Origin of the sequence: Staphylococcus pseudoxylosus (assembly GCF_044794325.1) — a bacterium.
Taxonomy (GTDB): Bacteria; Bacillota; Bacilli; order Staphylococcales; family Staphylococcaceae; genus Staphylococcus; species Staphylococcus pseudoxylosus.
In genome coordinates this window covers 2,533,384-2,550,904 of sequence record NZ_CP085024.1, presented here as the reverse complement: position 1 = coordinate 2,550,904, position 17,521 = coordinate 2,533,384, and the positions used below count along the sequence as shown (strand labels likewise).

Annotated in this window: 10 protein-coding genes, 1 tRNA gene and 3 rRNA genes; 12 read left to right on the top strand and 2 right to left on the bottom strand. The window is 38.4% G+C overall.

Going from position 1 to position 17,521, the window contains the following annotated elements:
• The first annotated feature begins 71 nt into the window (after positions 1 to 71).
• The 4 genes from LG295_RS12255 (at position 72) to rrf (ending at position 5,108) form a co-directional block, all read left to right on the top strand.
• Positions 72 to 1,624 (top strand): 16S ribosomal RNA (locus LG295_RS12255).
• A 102-nt stretch (positions 1,625 to 1,726) separates the two neighbouring features.
• A tRNA-Ile gene (locus tag LG295_RS12250) sits at positions 1,727 to 1,803 on the top strand.
• Between the two features lie 189 nt (positions 1,804 to 1,992).
• Positions 1,993 to 4,915 (top strand): 23S ribosomal RNA (locus tag LG295_RS12245).
• A 78-nt stretch (positions 4,916 to 4,993) separates the two neighbouring features.
• Positions 4,994 to 5,108 (top strand): 5S ribosomal RNA (gene rrf, locus LG295_RS12240).
• The 16S, 23S and 5S rRNA genes sit together here with 1 tRNA gene alongside, the layout of an rRNA operon.
• A 165-nt stretch (positions 5,109 to 5,273) precedes the next feature.
• Here the strand turns inward: rrf and LG295_RS12235 are convergent.
• Positions 5,274 to 6,647: a PLP-dependent aminotransferase family protein gene (locus LG295_RS12235; RefSeq protein WP_107530622.1), complete on the bottom strand. Its 1,374-nt coding sequence runs from the start codon at positions 6,645 to 6,647 to the stop codon at positions 5,274 to 5,276.
• Between the two features lie 97 nt (positions 6,648 to 6,744).
• Here LG295_RS12235 and pdxS point away from each other — a divergent pair, with 97 nt between their 5' ends.
• Positions 6,745 to 7,632, top strand: a complete 888-nt coding sequence (gene pdxS / locus LG295_RS12230; protein WP_029377948.1) for a pyridoxal 5'-phosphate synthase lyase subunit PdxS — start codon at positions 6,745 to 6,747, stop codon at positions 7,630 to 7,632.
• Between the two features lies 1 nt (position 7,633).
• The gene (gene pdxT, locus LG295_RS12225; protein WP_107530621.1) at positions 7,634 to 8,212 is read left to right on the top strand and encodes a pyridoxal 5'-phosphate synthase glutaminase subunit PdxT; all 579 of its coding nucleotides are present in this window, start codon (positions 7,634 to 7,636) and stop codon (positions 8,210 to 8,212) included.
• Between the two features lie 395 nt (positions 8,213 to 8,607).
• Here the strand turns inward: pdxT and LG295_RS12220 are convergent, their stop codons facing one another.
• On the bottom strand, positions 8,608 to 9,822 hold the full coding sequence (locus LG295_RS12220; RefSeq protein ID WP_107530620.1) for a NupC/NupG family nucleoside CNT transporter: 1,215 nt from the start codon (positions 9,820 to 9,822) through the stop codon (positions 8,608 to 8,610).
• 156 nt (positions 9,823 to 9,978) lie between these two features.
• Between LG295_RS12220 and LG295_RS12215 the strand changes: the two genes are divergently transcribed.
• The 6 genes from LG295_RS12215 (at position 9,979) to LG295_RS12190 (ending at position 17,338) form a co-directional block, all read left to right on the top strand.
• Positions 9,979 to 10,440 carry a CtsR family transcriptional regulator gene (locus LG295_RS12215; protein WP_318832353.1) on the top strand — a complete coding sequence of 154 codons (462 nt, stop codon included), beginning with the start codon at positions 9,979 to 9,981 and terminating at the stop codon, positions 10,438 to 10,440.
• Positions 10,441 to 10,456: 16 nt separating this feature from the next.
• A complete protein-coding gene (locus LG295_RS12210) occupies positions 10,457 to 11,008 on the top strand; it encodes a UvrB/UvrC motif-containing protein (protein WP_042363311.1) in 552 nt (183 codons plus the stop codon).
• Positions 11,001 to 12,011: a protein arginine kinase gene (locus LG295_RS12205; protein WP_404475986.1), complete on the top strand. Its 1,011-nt coding sequence runs from the start codon at positions 11,001 to 11,003 to the stop codon at positions 12,009 to 12,011. Before LG295_RS12210 ends, LG295_RS12205 begins: the two co-directional genes overlap by 8 nt.
• A gap of 13 nt (positions 12,012 to 12,024) precedes the next feature.
• On the top strand, positions 12,025 to 14,487 hold the full coding sequence (locus LG295_RS12200; protein ID WP_107530618.1) for an ATP-dependent Clp protease ATP-binding subunit: 2,463 nt from the start codon (positions 12,025 to 12,027) through the stop codon (positions 14,485 to 14,487).
• Positions 14,488 to 14,827: 340 nt separating this feature from the next.
• Positions 14,828 to 16,198 carry a DNA repair protein RadA gene (radA, locus tag LG295_RS12195; protein ID WP_404475985.1) on the top strand — a complete coding sequence of 457 codons (1,371 nt, stop codon included), beginning with the start codon at positions 14,828 to 14,830 and terminating at the stop codon, positions 16,196 to 16,198.
• Positions 16,199 to 16,279: 81 nt separating this feature from the next.
• Positions 16,280 to 17,338 (top strand): PIN/TRAM domain-containing protein, encoded by a 1,059-nt coding sequence (locus LG295_RS12190; RefSeq protein ID WP_107530617.1) that lies wholly within the window; start codon positions 16,280 to 16,282, stop codon positions 17,336 to 17,338.
• Positions 17,339 to 17,521 lie beyond the last annotated feature (183 nt).

Below are 17,521 nucleotides of genomic sequence, written 5' to 3'. Positions count from 1 at the left end.
TGTTGGTTCAAAACAAGTGTTAGAGATAACACAAATTAGTATTTTATGAGCTAATCAAACATCATAATTCATTTATGGAGAGTTTGATCCTGGCTCAGGATGAACGCTGGCGGCGTGCCTAATACATGCAAGTCGAGCGAACAGATAAGGAGCTTGCTCCTTTGACGTTAGCGGCGGACGGGTGAGTAACACGTGGGTAACCTACCTATAAGACTGGGATAACTTCGGGAAACCGGAGCTAATACCGGATAACATTTGGAACCGCATGGTTCTAAAGTGAAAGATGGTTTTGCTATCACTTATAGATGGACCCGCGCCGTATTAGCTAGTTGGTAAGGTAACGGCTTACCAAGGCGACGATACGTAGCCGACCTGAGAGGGTGATCGGCCACACTGGAACTGAGACACGGTCCAGACTCCTACGGGAGGCAGCAGTAGGGAATCTTCCGCAATGGGCGAAAGCCTGACGGAGCAACGCCGCGTGAGTGATGAAGGGTTTCGGCTCGTAAAACTCTGTTATTAGGGAAGAACAAATGTGTAAGTAACTGTGCACGTCTTGACGGTACCTAATCAGAAAGCCACGGCTAACTACGTGCCAGCAGCCGCGGTAATACGTAGGTGGCAAGCGTTATCCGGAATTATTGGGCGTAAAGCGCGCGTAGGCGGTTTCTTAAGTCTGATGTGAAAGCCCACGGCTCAACCGTGGAGGGTCATTGGAAACTGGGAAACTTGAGTGCAGAAGAGGAAAGTGGAATTCCATGTGTAGCGGTGAAATGCGCAGAGATATGGAGGAACACCAGTGGCGAAGGCGACTTTCTGGTCTGTAACTGACGCTGATGTGCGAAAGCGTGGGGATCAAACAGGATTAGATACCCTGGTAGTCCACGCCGTAAACGATGAGTGCTAAGTGTTAGGGGGTTTCCGCCCCTTAGTGCTGCAGCTAACGCATTAAGCACTCCGCCTGGGGAGTACGACCGCAAGGTTGAAACTCAAAGGAATTGACGGGGACCCGCACAAGCGGTGGAGCATGTGGTTTAATTCGAAGCAACGCGAAGAACCTTACCAAATCTTGACATCCTTTGAAAACTCTAGAGATAGAGCTTTCCCCTTCGGGGGACAAAGTGACAGGTGGTGCATGGTTGTCGTCAGCTCGTGTCGTGAGATGTTGGGTTAAGTCCCGCAACGAGCGCAACCCTTAAGCTTAGTTGCCATCATTAAGTTGGGCACTCTAGGTTGACTGCCGGTGACAAACCGGAGGAAGGTGGGGATGACGTCAAATCATCATGCCCCTTATGATTTGGGCTACACACGTGCTACAATGGACAATACAAAGGGCAGCTAAACCGCGAGGTCATGCAAATCCCATAAAGTTGTTCTCAGTTCGGATTGTAGTCTGCAACTCGACTACATGAAGCTGGAATCGCTAGTAATCGTAGATCAGCATGCTACGGTGAATACGTTCCCGGGTCTTGTACACACCGCCCGTCACACCACGAGAGTTTGTAACACCCGAAGCCGGTGGAGTAACCATTTATGGAGCTAGCCGTCGAAGGTGGGACAAATGATTGGGGTGAAGTCGTAACAAGGTAGCCGTATCGGAAGGTGCGGCTGGATCACCTCCTTTCTAAGGATATATTCGGAAACATCTTCTTACGAAGATGAAATAGGAATAACATTGACATATTGTATTCAGTTTTGAATGCTCATTGGAGTATTCAAAAAGAATGGGCCTATAGCTCAGCTGGTTAGAGCGCACGCCTGATAAGCGTGAGGTCGGTGGTTCGAGTCCACTTAGGCCCACCATTTTTTTGTACATTGAAAACTAGATAAGTAAGTAAAATTTATGATTTTACCAAGCAAAACCGAGTGAATTAGAGTTTTTTAACAAGCTTTGAATTCAAAAAGAAATAATCGCTAGTGTTCGAAAGAACACTCACAGATTAATAACATTTTGGGTTTTCAACCGACTTGTTCGTGTTGAAAGTCAAAAAAGATTAAGTTATTAAGGGCGCACGGTGGATGCCTTGGCACTAGAAGCCGATGAAGGACGTTACTAACGACGATATGCTTTGGGGAGCTGTAAGTAAGCTTTGATCCAGAGATTTCCGAATGGGGAAACCCAGCATGAGTTATGTCATGTTATCGATATGTGAATACATAGCATATCTGAAGGTAGACGCGGAGAACTGAAACATCTTAGTACCCGCAGGAAGAGAAAGAAAAATCGATTCCCTGAGTAGCGGCGAGCGAAACGGGAAGAGCCCAAACCAACGAGCTTGCTTGTTGGGGTTGTAGGACACTCTATACGGAGTTACAAAAGAATAAACTAGACGAATCATCTGGAAAGATGAATCAAAGAAGGTAATAATCCTGTAGTCGAAAGTTTGTTCACTCTTGAGTGGATCCTGAGTACGACGGAACACGAGAAATTCCGTCGGAATCCGGGAGGACCATCTCCCAAGGCTAAATACTCTCTAGTGACCGATAGTGAACCAGTACCGTGAGGGAAAGGTGAAAAGTACCCCGGAAGGGGAGTGAAATAGAACTTGAAACCGTGTGCTTACAAGTAGTCAGAGCCCGTTAATGGGTGATGGCGTGCCTTTTGTAGAATGAACCGGCGAGTTACGATTTGATGCAAGGTTAAGCAGTGAATGTGGAGCCGTAGCGAAAGCGAGTCTGAATAGGGCGTTGAGTATTTGGTCGTAGACCCGAAACCAGGTGATCTACCCATGACCAGGTTGAAGTTCAGGTAACACTGAATGGAGGACCGAACCGACTTACGTTGAAAAGTGAGCGGATGAGTTGTGGGTAGCGGAGAAATTCCAATCGAACCTGGAGATAGCTGGTTCTCTCCGAAATAGCTTTAGGGCTAGCCTCAAGTGATGATTATTGGAGGTAGAGCACTGTTTGGACGAGGGGCCCTTATCGGGTTACCGAATTCAGACAAACTCCGAATGCCAATCAATTTAACTTGGGAGTTAGAACGCGGGTGATAAGGTCCGTGTTCGAAAGGGAAACAGCCCAGACCACCAGCTAAGGTCCCAAAATATATGTTAAGTGGAAAAGGATGTGGCGTTGCCCAGACAACTAGGATGTTGGCTTAGAAGCAGCCATCATTTAAAGAGTGCGTAATAGCTCACTAGTCGAGTGACACTGCGCCGAAAATGTACCGGGGCTAAACATATTACCGAAGCTGTGGATTGTCCGTAAGGACAATGGTAGGAGAGCGTTCTAAGGGCGTTGAAGCATGATCGCAAGGACATGTGGAGCGCTTAGAAGTGAGAATGCCGGTGTGAGTAGCGAAAGACGGGTGAGAATCCCGTCCACCGATTGACTAAGGTTTCCAGAGGAAGGCTCGTCCGCTCTGGGTTAGTCGGGTCCTAAGCTGAGGCCGATAGGCGTAGGCGATGGATAACAGGTTGATATTCCTGTACCACCATTATTCGTTTTAAGCGATGGGGGGACGCAGTAGGATAGGCGAAGCGTACTATTGGATTGTACGTCCAAGCAGTAAGACTGAGTGTTAGGCAAATCCGGCACTCTTAAGGTCAAGCTGTGATGGGGAGAGGAAATTGTTTCCTCGAGTCGTTGATTTCACACTGCCGAGAAAAGCCTCTAGCTAGAATTGTGGTGCCCGTACCGCAAACCGACACAGGTAGTCAAGATGAGAATTCTAAGGTGAGCGAGCGAACTCTCGTTAAGGAACTCGGCAAAATGACCCCGTAACTTCGGGAGAAGGGGTGCTCTTTAGGGTTAACGCCCAGGAGAGCCGCAGTGAATAGGCCCAAGCGACTGTTTATCAAAAACACAGGTCTCTGCTAAACCGTAAGGTGATGTATAGGGGCTGACGCCTGCCCGGTGCTGGAAGGTTAAGAGGAGTGGTTAGCTTCTGCGAAGCTACGAATCGAAGCCCCAGTAAACGGCGGCCGTAACTATAACGGTCCTAAGGTAGCGAAATTCCTTGTCGGGTAAGTTCCGACCCGCACGAAAGGCGTAACGATTTGGGCACTGTCTCAACGAGAGACTCGGTGAAATCATAGTACCTGTGAAGATGCAGGTTACCCGCGACAGGACGGAAAGACCCCGTGGAGCTTTACTGTAGTCTGATATTGAAATTCGGCACAGCTTGTACAGGATAGGTAGGAGCCTGAGATGCGTGAGCGCTAGCTTACGTGGAGGCGTTGGTGGGATACTACCCTCGCTGTGTTGGATTTCTAACCCGCACCATTTATCATGGTGGGAGACAGTGTCAGATGGGCAGTTTGACTGGGGCGGTCGCCTCCTAAAGAGTAACGGAGGCGCTCAAAGGTTTCCTCAGAATGGTTGGAAATCATTCATAGAGTGTAAAGGCATAAGGAAGCTTGACTGCGAGACTTACAAGTCGAGCAGGGTCGAAAGACGGACTTAGTGATCCGGTGGTTCCGCATGGAAGGGCCATCGCTCAACGGATAAAAGCTACCCCGGGGATAACAGGCTTATCTCCCCCAAGAGTTCACATCGACGGGGAGGTTTGGCACCTCGATGTCGGCTCATCGCATCCTGGGGCTGTAGTCGGTCCCAAGGGTTGGGCTGTTCGCCCATTAAAGCGGTACGCGAGCTGGGTTCAGAACGTCGTGAGACAGTTCGGTCCCTATCCGTCGTGGGCGTAGGAAATTTGAGAGGAGCTGTCCTTAGTACGAGAGGACCGGGATGGACATACCTCTGGTGTACCAGTTGTCGTGCCAACGGCATCGCTGGGTAGCTATGTATGGACGGGATAAGTGCTGAAAGCATCTAAGCATGAAGCCCCCCTCAAGATGAGATTTCCCAACTTCGGTTATAAGATCCCTCAAAGATGATGAGGTTAATAGGTTCGAGGTGGAAGCATAGCGATATGTGGAGCTGACGAATACTAATCGATCGAAGACTTAATCAAATTTTAAATGTTTTGTTTTGGTTAAATCATATTTACTTACTATCTAGTTTTGAATGTATAATTTCATACATTTCATTGTCTGGTGACAATGGCAAAGAGGTCACACCTGTTCCCATGCCGAACACAGAAGTTAAGCTCTTTAGCGCCGATGGTAGTCGGACTTACGTTCCGCAAGAGTAGGACGTTGCCAGGCAGCATTATAGGATGCGATGAGCCGAGACCGAGAGGTCTCTTTTTTTGTGCGCTAAGAGCTTAACTTCAACCGAAAGTCATTGTCGATTTCGATGAAATACATGAGTAAAATTCATGATAAAGTCCCATATCTCAATTAATTGAGATATGGGACTTTATCCATGTTTTAAATGCATAAACTATCAATTAGTGCATTGGTATGTGCTTCAAGTTCTGAAAAAGGAATGCCACCAAATCCTAATATGAATTTTACAGATTGTTGTGTAGTATCATATCGATTAAATGGTGTTATTTTTAATTTATTCTTTTCTGCATTTTTTAGACAGTCTTTTATAGAAAGACCATTTTTAACTGTTAAATTAAAATGCATACCTGCTAAAGCACCTTCTATTTCTAATTGATCTTCATAAGGTTTAAGTGCTTCAATAATAAATTTTAATTTGCGACTATATAATTTTCTCATTTTGTTTAAATGTCTTTCAAAGCTCCCTGATTCCATAAAACTTGCTACAATTTTTTGTAAGTGTGCAGGTACTGTATTACCTTCTTTATGTTCTAAATTCTCATACTGATTAAGTAACTTTTTAGGTAAAACAAGGTAGGCAATTCTACAACTAGGGAATAGTGATTTAGAGAAAGTACTAATATAAATTACTTTGTCTTTCGTGTCTAAACTTTGTAACGCGGGAATTGGTTTGCCAAAATAGCGAAATTCTGAATCATAATCATCTTCAATAATATATCTATCATCACGTTCGTGTGCCCATGTTATGAGCTGGGTACGCTTTTTTAAATTCATTACATAGCCAGTAGGAAACTGATGTGAGGGTGTCACATATGCGATGTTATGAATTGCTGTCTTTAAATAGTCTAATTCAAGACCAGTTTGATTTACTGGTACTTGCATATAAGGAATTTGTCTTTTTTCTAATACTTGCTTGATAGGTGGGTAACTCGGATTTTCAATAAGGAATTGTGCTTTGTTTAAGATATCCGTTAGTAAATTAATTAATTGTTCAGTCGATGAACCAACCACAATTTGTTCAGGATGACATGATACACCACGGCTATTGAATAAATAGTGAGCAATTTCTTGTCTTAATGACCATTCACCTTTAGGATTTGCGTGTTGGAGTAATTGTAATTGATTTATTTCAAAAGCATCTCGCGCATATTTTCTAAACTGTTGAATTGGAAAGTAATCAGTATCAATTTCTGATAAATTGAATGCATATTTGTAATAAGCATCCGAGTGTTTATTTGGGGATGATAAATATTCATCTGTATTGAATTGTGTTTTCCTATTAATTATCGGTAAAGTTTCAATATCTGAAACGAAATAGCCTGAACGTGGTTTTGAATATATATAACCTTCATCGAGTAAAAACTGATACGCATGTTCAATGGTTGTATTACTTACAGAGAGATGTTGTCCTAATGCGCGTTTAGAAGGAAATTTATCTCCTGATTTATATTGACCTTCAATAATTTGATTTTTTAAATTTTCATATAAATCGATATAAAGATGTGATTTTGACATGTAACTGACCTCCAAAATTAAATTGAAATTGAACCTTTTTAAATACCAGTTTATCTCTTAAAATGAACTTAATCAACTAAGTAAAGGGGAAAAACAAATGTCTAAAGTAACTGGATCAGAGAGAGTTAAAAGAGGAATGGCAGAAATGCAAAAGGGCGGCGTGATTATGGACGTTGTCAATGCTGAACAAGCTAAAATAGCTGAAGAAGCTGGAGCAGTTGCGGTAATGGCGTTAGAACGTGTACCATCTGATATTAGAGCAGCTGGCGGCGTTGCACGTATGGCTAATCCTAAAATTGTAGAAGAAGTTATGAATGCTGTTTCGATTCCGGTAATGGCAAAAGGGCGTATTGGTCATATTACTGAAGCGCGCGTACTTGAATCAATGGGTGTAGACTACATTGATGAATCAGAAGTATTAACACCTGCAGATGAAGAGTATCATTTATTAAAAGATACGTTTACAGTACCATTTGTATGTGGATGCCGTAACTTAGGAGAAGCTGCAAGACGTATCGGTGAAGGTGCAGCAATGTTACGTACAAAAGGTGAGCCGGGTACAGGAAATATTGTAGAAGCTGTTAGACACATGCGCCAAGTTAATGCAGAAGTAAAAAGATTAACAGTGATGAATGATGACGAAATCATGACTGAAGCTAAAAATATTGGAGCGCCATTTGAAGTACTAAAAAATATTAAAGAGAATGGTAAACTTCCTGTTGTTAACTTTGCAGCTGGTGGTGTAGCTACACCTCAAGATGCAGCATTAATGATGGAATTAGGCGCTGATGGTGTGTTTGTTGGTTCTGGTATTTTTAAATCGGAAGACCCTGAAAAATTCGCTAAAGCTATTGTACAAGCTACAACTCACTACCAAGACTATGAATTAATAGGACGTTTAGCAAAAGACTTAGGTACAGCTATGAAAGGTTTAGACATCAATGAATTGACTTTAGAAGAACGTATGCAAGAGCGTGGATGGTAATATGAAAATTGGTGTACTAGCACTGCAAGGCGCAGTAAGGGAACATATACGTCATATTGAACTTAGCGGTCATGAAGGCATTGCAATTAAGCGTACAGAACAATTAGATCACATTGATGGTCTTATTTTACCTGGTGGTGAATCTACAACATTACGTCGATTAATGAATTTATATGGCTTTAAAGAAGCGCTACAACAATCTACATTACCTATGTTTGGAACGTGTGCTGGATTAATAGTTATGGCTAAGCATATTGTTGGTGAAGAAGGCTATTTAGATAAATTAGACATCACTGTTCAAAGAAATTCATTTGGTAGACAAGTGGATAGTTTTGAAAGTGAATTAAATGTACAAGGTATCGCAGAAGATATTGAAGGTGTTTTTATTAGAGCTCCACATATTGAAGCGACACACGGTGAAGTATCAGTGTTAAGTACAGTTGGTGAAAAAATTGTAGCAGTTCAAGAAGGACGTTACTTAGGTGTATCGTTCCATCCAGAATTAACAGATGATTATAGAGTGACACAGTATTTTATAGAAGAAATCGTAAAACCTTCTTTGATCACAGAAAAGGTGTAATAGATAGAACTTCACTAAAATATATGTCGCGTAAGTAATTTTTTAATAAGGCACTTCGTTAAAAATAATGAGTAGTTATTTTATAAGACGAAGTGTCTTATTTTAGTTTATATAAATTTCGCTTTAAATATTGGCTAGTGATATCCTAGCAAATCGTATAGTTTAGAGAAGATATGTAGGTTGATGTTTACTATTGGTAAATATAGATATAGCAGCAATTTAACAAGTATAAAAAAAACACACTTCCATGTGATAGGGAGTGTGTTTTGTAGTTTGCTTGCGTTATGTAGCAAGATTTTTATTTTGTAATGGAAATAGTTTATATTATATAAAATGTACTTAAATCAAACGAATAAGCTTTTATGTTTACGGATATCTATGTCCAAGTTATATTTTTAAATAAAGAACCCGGCAATAGCCGCTGAAATAAATGAAACAAGTGTAGCACCGAATAATAATTTTAGTCCAAAACGAGCGACGATATCACCTTTTTCGTTGTTAAGTGATTTAATTGCTCCAGAAATAATGCCGATAGAGCTAAAGTTTGCAAATGATACTACGAATACTGAAATAACACCTTTAGCATGAGTACTCATATCTTTAATCTCACTTAAACTTTGCATTGCAACAAATTCATTTGATAATAATTTAGTAGCCATGATGGATCCAGCTTGTACTGCGTCGTCCCATGGTACACCAACTAAAAATGCAAATGGTGCAAAGACAAATCCGATAAGTGTTTGGAAATCCCAAGTGATACTGCCACCAGATAAACCGGTAAAGATTGCACTAACAACACCATTAAGTAAAGCAATGATAGCGATATAACCAATTAACATTGCCCCTACGATGACTGCAACTTTAAAACCGTCTAAGATATATTCACCTAACATTTCGAAAAATGATTGTTTACCTGATTCACTCTCATCAACGATAAGTTTATCTTCTTTTGCATCAATTTTATAAGGATTGATGATAGAAGCAATGATGAAACCACCAAAGAGATTTAATACCACTGCTGTAACTACAAAACGTGGTTCAATTAATGTGAAATAAGCACCGATAATTGAAGCTGATACTGTAGACATTGCAGAAGCTGTTAATGTATACAGGCGTTGTTTAGGAATATGTGCTAATTCCTTTTTCAATGAAATAAATACTTCTGATTGCCCTAAAATTGCAGCGGCAACAGCATTATATGATTCTAAGCGGCCCATACCATTAATTTTTGAAATGGCTAAACCTAAAACGTTGATAATCCAAGGTAAGATTCTTGTATATTGTAAAATACCAATTAATGCTGAAATGAATACGATTGGTAATAATACATTAAAAAAGAAGGGTGGGTTCTTAGGATCTACAAATTCAAATCCACCAAATACAAAGTTCACACCTTCTGCTGCTTTTGCTAGTAAATAATTAAAACCGTCTGATATGCCACCGATAACTGTAATACCAAATTTAGTTTTGAGTAAAATAAATGCGAATACTAGTTGTATTACAAGTAGTAAACCGACATATTGCCAACGGATATTTTTTCTATCTGAGCTAAATAGAAACGCCAATCCAAGAAACACTGCTATCCCAATTAAACCAATAAAAATATGCATAAGTCATTCATCCCTTTTAATTTTTCTTAACTCCTATAATACAATAAATTAGATAGCACTTACATCTTTAATTAAAAATTTTTAAAACATATTGGTTGAAAAAGGTCAAAGTTGGTCATATAATATAGTCAAAGAAGGTCAAAAGAGGTGATAATCATGCACAACATGTCTGACATCATAGAACAATACATTAAAAAGTTATTTGAAGACACCAATGAAGACGTTGTAGAAATTCAACGTGCCAATATTGCGCAGCGCTTTGACTGTGTGCCTTCCCAGCTTAATTATGTAATCAAAACACGCTTTACAAATGAGCACGGCTATGAGATTGAAAGTAAAAGAGGTGGTGGCGGATATATTCGAATCACCAAAATTGAAAACAGAGATGAGACAGGTTATATTAATCATTTACTTCAATTAGTTGGTCCATCTATTTCACAGCAGCAAGCTTATTATATTATAGATGGCTTATTGGATAAAAATTACATTAATGAACGTGAAGCAAAAATGATACACGCCGTTATCGACAGAGAGACATTAAAAATGGATGTATTATCGAGAGATATCATTCGAGCAAATATTATTAAACGGTTATTGCATGTTATAAATTATTATTAAAGTGAGGTGTTTCGTCGTGCTATGCGAGAATTGTCATTTGAATGAAGCAGAAGTGAAATTGGCAGTGAAAGGTCAAGATGGTATAAATGAAAAATGGGTTTGTTCCACATGTGCACAAGGTGGTAATCCATGGACTCAAAATCAGCAAATTCAATCACAAGATGACATTGAAGGCGCATTTGTAGTGAAGCAAATCTTACAACACTTAGCTGCTAAACATGGTATCGATTTTGATGAAATTGCTTTTAAAGAAGAAAAACGATGTCCTACTTGTCATATGACATTAAAAGATATCGCACATGTTGGGAAATTTGGCTGTTCAGATTGCTATGCTACATTCAAAGATGACATCGTCGATATTGTACGACGTGTGCAAGGTGGTCAAATTGAACATGTAGGAAAAACACCACATTCTTCACACAGAAAATTAGCATTAAAAAAACAAATAGAAGAAAAAAGTTCTTATTTAAAACAACTGATAGAAGAACAAAACTTTGAAGAAGCCGCCGTTGTTCGTGACGAAATTAAAGCATTGAAAGAGGATGGCGAGGTGAAACATGATGAGTAAAAATGATATTAGTGCATACATGAGTGAATGGATGCGTGATAGAGAAGAAAGTCCAATTGTGATGTCTTCGAGAATACGATTGGCAAGAAATTTAGAAAATCATGTACACCCATTAATGTTTTTGTCAGAACAAGATGGTTTTCGAATAATTAATGACGTACAAGATGCGCTTCCTGACTTGTCTGTACAACGTTTGGATTCAATGGATCAACAAAGTAAATACAAGCTTGTCGCGAAACATCTTATAAGTCCTGAATTAATAAGACAACCTGCTTCTGCCGTATTACTCAATGAAGATGAATCTTTAAGCATTATGGTTAATGAAGAAGACCATATACGTATTCAGGCCATGGGTAACGATTTATCACTATCAACATTATACGAAAAAGCTTCAGCAATTGATGATCAACTTGATAGTGAATTAGATGTAAGTTTTGACGAAACTTTAGGTTATTTGACAACATGCCCTACTAATATTGGGACAGGCATGCGTGCCAGTGTTATGTTGCATTTGCCTGGATTGACAATAATGAAACGTATGAATCGCATTGCTCAAACAATTAATCGTTTTGGTTTTACAATTAGAGGTATTTATGGAGAAGGATCTCAAGTTTATGGTCATATATACCAAATTTCAAACCAACTTACTTTAGGTAAAACAGAAGAAGAAATCATTGAAAGCTTATCAGAGGTAGTGCAGCAAATTATTAATGAAGAAATGCAAATCCGCGAACGATTAAACCGACATAATCATATAGAAACATTAGACCGAGTATATCGTTCGTTAGGAATATTAAAATATAGTAGACTGATATCTATGGAGGAAGCTTCACTAAGATTAAGTGAAGTGAAACTTGGTTTAGATTTAGGCTATATTGAATTAGATGACTTCAAGTTTAACGAGTTAATGGTTGCAATACAATCGCCTTTCTTATTAGACGAAGAAGATGATAGAACAGTTAATGAAAAAAGAGCAGATATATTAAGAGAACATATAAATTAGGAGGTCATACTATATGCTATTTGGTAGACTAACAGAACGTGCTCAACGCGTACTAGCACATGCTCAGGAAGAAGCAATACGCTTAAATCATTCGAATATTGGAACTGAACATTTACTTTTAGGTTTAATGAAAGAGCCTGAAGGCATTGCAGCTAAAGTTCTAGAAACGTTTGATATTACTGAAGAAAAAGTAGTTGAAGAAGTAGAAAAATTAATCGGCCATGGTCAAGAACAAATGGGCGCATTACACTATACACCTCGTGCGAAAAAAGTAATTGAATTATCAATGGATGAAGCTAGAAAATTACATCATAATTTCGTAGGAACAGAGCATATCTTACTTGGATTAATCAGAGAAAACGAAGGTGTCGCAGCGCGTGTGTTTGCAAACTTAGATTTAAACATCACAAAAGCACGTGCACAAGTTGTTAAAGCTTTAGGTAGCCCTGAAACAAGTAATAAAAATGCACAAGCTAATAAATCTAATAATACACCAACATTAGACAGTCTAGCTCGTGACTTAACAGTTATCGCAAAAGACGGCACTTTAGATCCTGTCATTGGTAGAGAAAAAGAAATTACAAGAGTCATTGAAGTCTTAAGTCGTCGTACTAAGAACAACCCTGTATTAATTGGTGAACCAGGTGTCGGTAAAACTGCTATTGCTGAAGGCTTAGCACAAGCAATTGTTAATAACGAAGTACCTGAAACACTTAAAGGTAAACGTGTAATGTCATTAGATATGGGGACAGTTGTTGCTGGAACAAAATATCGTGGTGAGTTTGAAGAACGCTTGAAAAAAGTAATGGAAGAAATTCATCAAGCTGGAAATGTCGTATTATTCATCGATGAATTACACACACTAGTAGGTGCAGGTGGTGCAGAAGGTGCTATTGACGCATCTAACATTCTTAAACCAGCATTAGCTCGTGGTGAATTACAATGTATCGGTGCAACTACTTTAGATGAATACCGTAAAAATATTGAAAAAGATGCAGCACTTGAACGTCGTTTCCAACCTGTTCAAGTTGGTGAACCAACTGTTGAAGATACAATTGAAATCTTAAAAGGATTACGTGATCGTTATGAAGCGCATCACCGTATTAACATTTCAGATCAAGCTTTAGAATCAGCAGCTAAATTAAGTCACCGTTATATTTCAGATCGTTTCTTACCAGATAAAGCGATAGACTTAATTGATGAAGCAAGTTCTAAAGTAAGACTTAAAAGTCATACAACACCACCAAACTTGAAAGAAATTGAACAACAGATAGAACAAGTTAAAAACGAAAAAGATGCAGCTGTTCATGCTCAAGAGTTTGAAAATGCAGCAAACTTGCGTGATAAACAAACAAAATTAGAGAAACAATATGAAGAAGCAAATAACAACTGGAAAAATTCTCAAAACGGTGATAACACATCTCTATCAGAAGAAGATATTGGTGAAGTCATCGCTGGTTGGACAGGTATCCCATTAACTAAAATTAATGAAACTGAATCAGACCGTCTGCTTAACTTAGAAGATACACTTCATAATAGAGTAATCGGCCAAAAAGATGCTGTTACATCCATTAGTAAAGCAGTTAGACGTGCTAGAGCTGGATTGAAAGATCCTAAACGTCCTATCGGTAGCTTTATCTTCTTAGGACCTACGGGTGTTGGTAAGACTGAGTTAGCTCGTGCATTAGCAGAGTCTATGTTCGGTGAAGATGACGCCATGATTCGTGTTGATATGAGTGAGTTTATGGAAAAACATGCTGTCAGTCGTTTAGTTGGTGCCCCTCCAGGTTATGTAGGTCATGACGATGGTGGCCAATTAACTGAAAAAGTAAGACGTAAACCTTACTCAGTGATTTTATTTGATGAAATTGAAAAAGCGCATCCTGATGTGTTTAATATTCTATTACAAGTATTAGATGACGGTCACTTAACAGATACAAAAGGTCGTCGTGTAGATTTCCGTAATACAGTTATTATCATGACATCTAACGTAGGTGCACAAGAATTACAAGACCAACGTTTCGCTGGTTTTGGAGGCGCATCTGAAGGACAAGATTATGAAACAATCCGTAAGACAATGATGAAAGAATTGAAAAACGCCTTCCGTCCAGAATTCTTAAATCGTGTTGATGACATTATCGTCTTCCACAAACTTTCTAAAGAAGAATTGAAAGAAATTGTGACTATGATGGTTGATAAACTAACAGAACGTCTTTCTGAACAAGATATTAATATTACAGTTACAGAAGCTGCCAAAGAAAAAATTGCTGAAGAGGGTTATGATCCTGAATATGGTGCAAGACCATTAATCCGTGCAATTCAAAAAACAGTTGAAGATAACTTAAGTGAATTAATTCTAGAAGGCAATCAAGTTGAGGGCAAAGAAGTAATAATTAATCATGATGGTAAAGAATTCAAGTATGATATTCAAGAAAGAAAAGATACAACTAAAGATAAAGAAACAACTGAATCTTAAAAGTTAAGTATAAATTAAAGCAGTACTTCTCAAATATGTGAACGCATATTTGGGGAGTGCTGCTTTGTTTTTATATTGTATAAACAATAGAGTAGTATTTACCTTAATAAACGAGTAATATTTAAAAAGTCAAAATATAATATCAGTGGTACTCTATACACAAGCATGGCATTTTATAAAAATAGCTTTTGCTAAAGATTAGAATCCTTAAGTTATTAAGATTTTTAAATAACTATATACGAATATTTTTCGATCGAATTGTTTGATTATGAATAAAATTTGTTTTTAAACAGACAGAGGTTTAAAATAGATTTGTTCAATGAAAGATGGAGGTGCAGTTTTGGCTAAAAAGAAAGTGATTTTTGAATGTATGGCCTGTGGTTACCAGTCTCCAAAGTGGATGGGGAAATGCCCAAACTGTGGCGGTTGGAATCAAATGGAAGAAATAGTCGAACAAAAGGCTGCGAGTCCAAAACATGGCGTACGCAGTCGAGACAATATTTCTAAAGTACAAAAATTAAATGACATTAAACATGAAACAACGCCACGAGTAAAAACAAACTCCGAAGAGTTTAATAGAGTGCTCGGCGGCGGTATAGTAAATGGTTCGCTCGTATTGATAGGTGGCGATCCAGGTATTGGTAAATCTACATTACTTTTACAAATTTGTGCAGCATTATCACAATCTAAAAATGTGTTGTATATTACAGGTGAGGAATCATTAAATCAAACGAAATTAAGAGCAGAAAGATTAGATGAGGACTCAAGTGAATTAAATGTGTTTGCTGAAACAGATTTAGAAGTTATACATGAAACAGTTAAGCAACTCAAGCCAGATCTACTTGTAGTAGACTCAATCCAAACTATTTTCCATCCAGAAATTAGTTCGGCGCCAGGTTCTGTGTCGCAAGTTAGAGAAAGTACGCAAAGTTTAATGAATATAGCGAAACAATTGAATATAGCTACATTTATAGTGGGACATGTTACGAAAGAAGGCCAAATAGCTGGTCCGCGTTTACTTGAACATATGGTAGATACAGTCCTTTACTTCGAAGGCGATGAGCATCACGCGTATCGTATTTTAAGAGCAGTTAAAAACCGTTTTGGCTCTACGAATGAGATGGGTATTTTTGAGATGCAGCAAACAGGATTAAAGGGAGTTAAGAACCCGTCGGAAATGTTTCTTGAAGAACGTTCGACTAATGTACCTGGTTCAACTATTGTTTCTACAATGGAAGGCACGAGACCATTACTTATAGAAGTACAAGCGTTAGTGACGCCAACTACATTTAATAATCCAAGGCGTATGGCGACAGGGATCGATCATAATCGATTGAGTCTGCTTATGGCAGTGTTAGAAAAGAAAGAGAATTATTTATTACAACAACAGGACGCTTATATAAAAGTGGCAGGTGGTGTACGTTTAACAGAACCAGCTGTAGATTTAGGTATTGTTGTTGCAACAGCATCAAGTTTTAAAGATTTAACAGTCGATGGTTTAGACTGCTTTATTGGAGAAGTAGGACTCACAGGAGAAGTTAGACGAGTTTCTCGTATAGAACAACGTGTACAAGAAGCGGAAAAATTAGGATTTAAGCGTGTGATTATTCCGGAATCAAATATTGGTGGATGGCAATTTCCAAATGACATCAAGGTCATTGGTGTTAAGAATGTCCATGAAGCTTTAAAATATGCACTAACAAAACAATAATTAAAAAACACAAAGTTATTTAGGTTAAGTATATATTCTTATTTAGCCTGAGTAACTTTCTAAAGGAAGGTGAGTTAATCTGTGAACATTATAAGACTCATTGTGATCTTGTGCTATATTATCTTGGGTGCAAGTATAGGGGTGTATCTATTACCAGAGATAGTCAATGACGCTGGTCTAAATCATTTACCCCTATTAACAAATACTTATTTCAATGGGCTACTGGGGATTATTATATTCTTTTTAATCTTTGGTTGGTTTATTAAAAAGGCAACGTATGCTTTAAAAGAATTAGAACAAACAATTATGCGTCAAAGTGCAGTAGAAATATTATTTGCTACAATTGGACTAATGATAGGTTTATTAATTTCTGTTATGATATCTTTTATTTTTCAAATTATCGGCAATAATGTCATTAATCATTTTGTGCCAATTATAGTTACAATTATTTTAGGTTATTTCGGCTTTCAGTTTGGTTTGCGAAAGCGTGATGAAATGTTGCTATTTTTACCAGAGAATATGGCGCGTTCAATGTCTATTAATGCACGTAATGCGGTGCCTAAAATCATTGATACAAGTGCCATTATCGACGGGCGTATATTAGATATTATCGAGTGTGGCTTTATTGACGGAGAAATATTAATTCCTCAAGGTGTTATTAATGAACTCCAAATCGTTGCAGATGCCAACGATAGTGTGAAACGTGAAAAAGGCCAAAGAGGTTTAGATATATTAAATGAATTATATGATACTAATCATCCAACGAGAATTATACATCCAACTAAGTCTCATAGTGATATCGATGCGATGTTAATTAAATTAGCGCAACATTATAGAGCGCATATTATAACAACGGATTTTAATCTCAATAAAGTGTGTCATGTTCAAGGTATTCAAGCGTTAAACGTTAATGATTTGTCTGAAGCAATTAAACCTTCAGTACACCAAGGTGATCGCTTTAATCTATTGCTTACTAAAATGGGGAAAGAATCTGGTCAAGCAGTAGGTTATTTAGATGATGGTACTATGGTAGTTGTAGATAACGCTAAAAAACATATAGGTGAACATATCGATTTAGAAGTAATTAGTTTGTTACAAACTTCTTCAGGTCGAATAATTTTTGCCAAAAAAATAAATTAATTTGTAAGTAAAGGTTTCGTTTGGAATTGTAGCGCCCACAGTTACAGTTTCACATGAAACCTTTGTTTTTTAACGGCTTGAAAAATTAAGGGGAACTATAAGATAATTTAAGCACGGTGATATCATATTATTAGCTAAAGTGCTACAATAGATAGCGAAATTATATTTCTATAAAAGTGGATT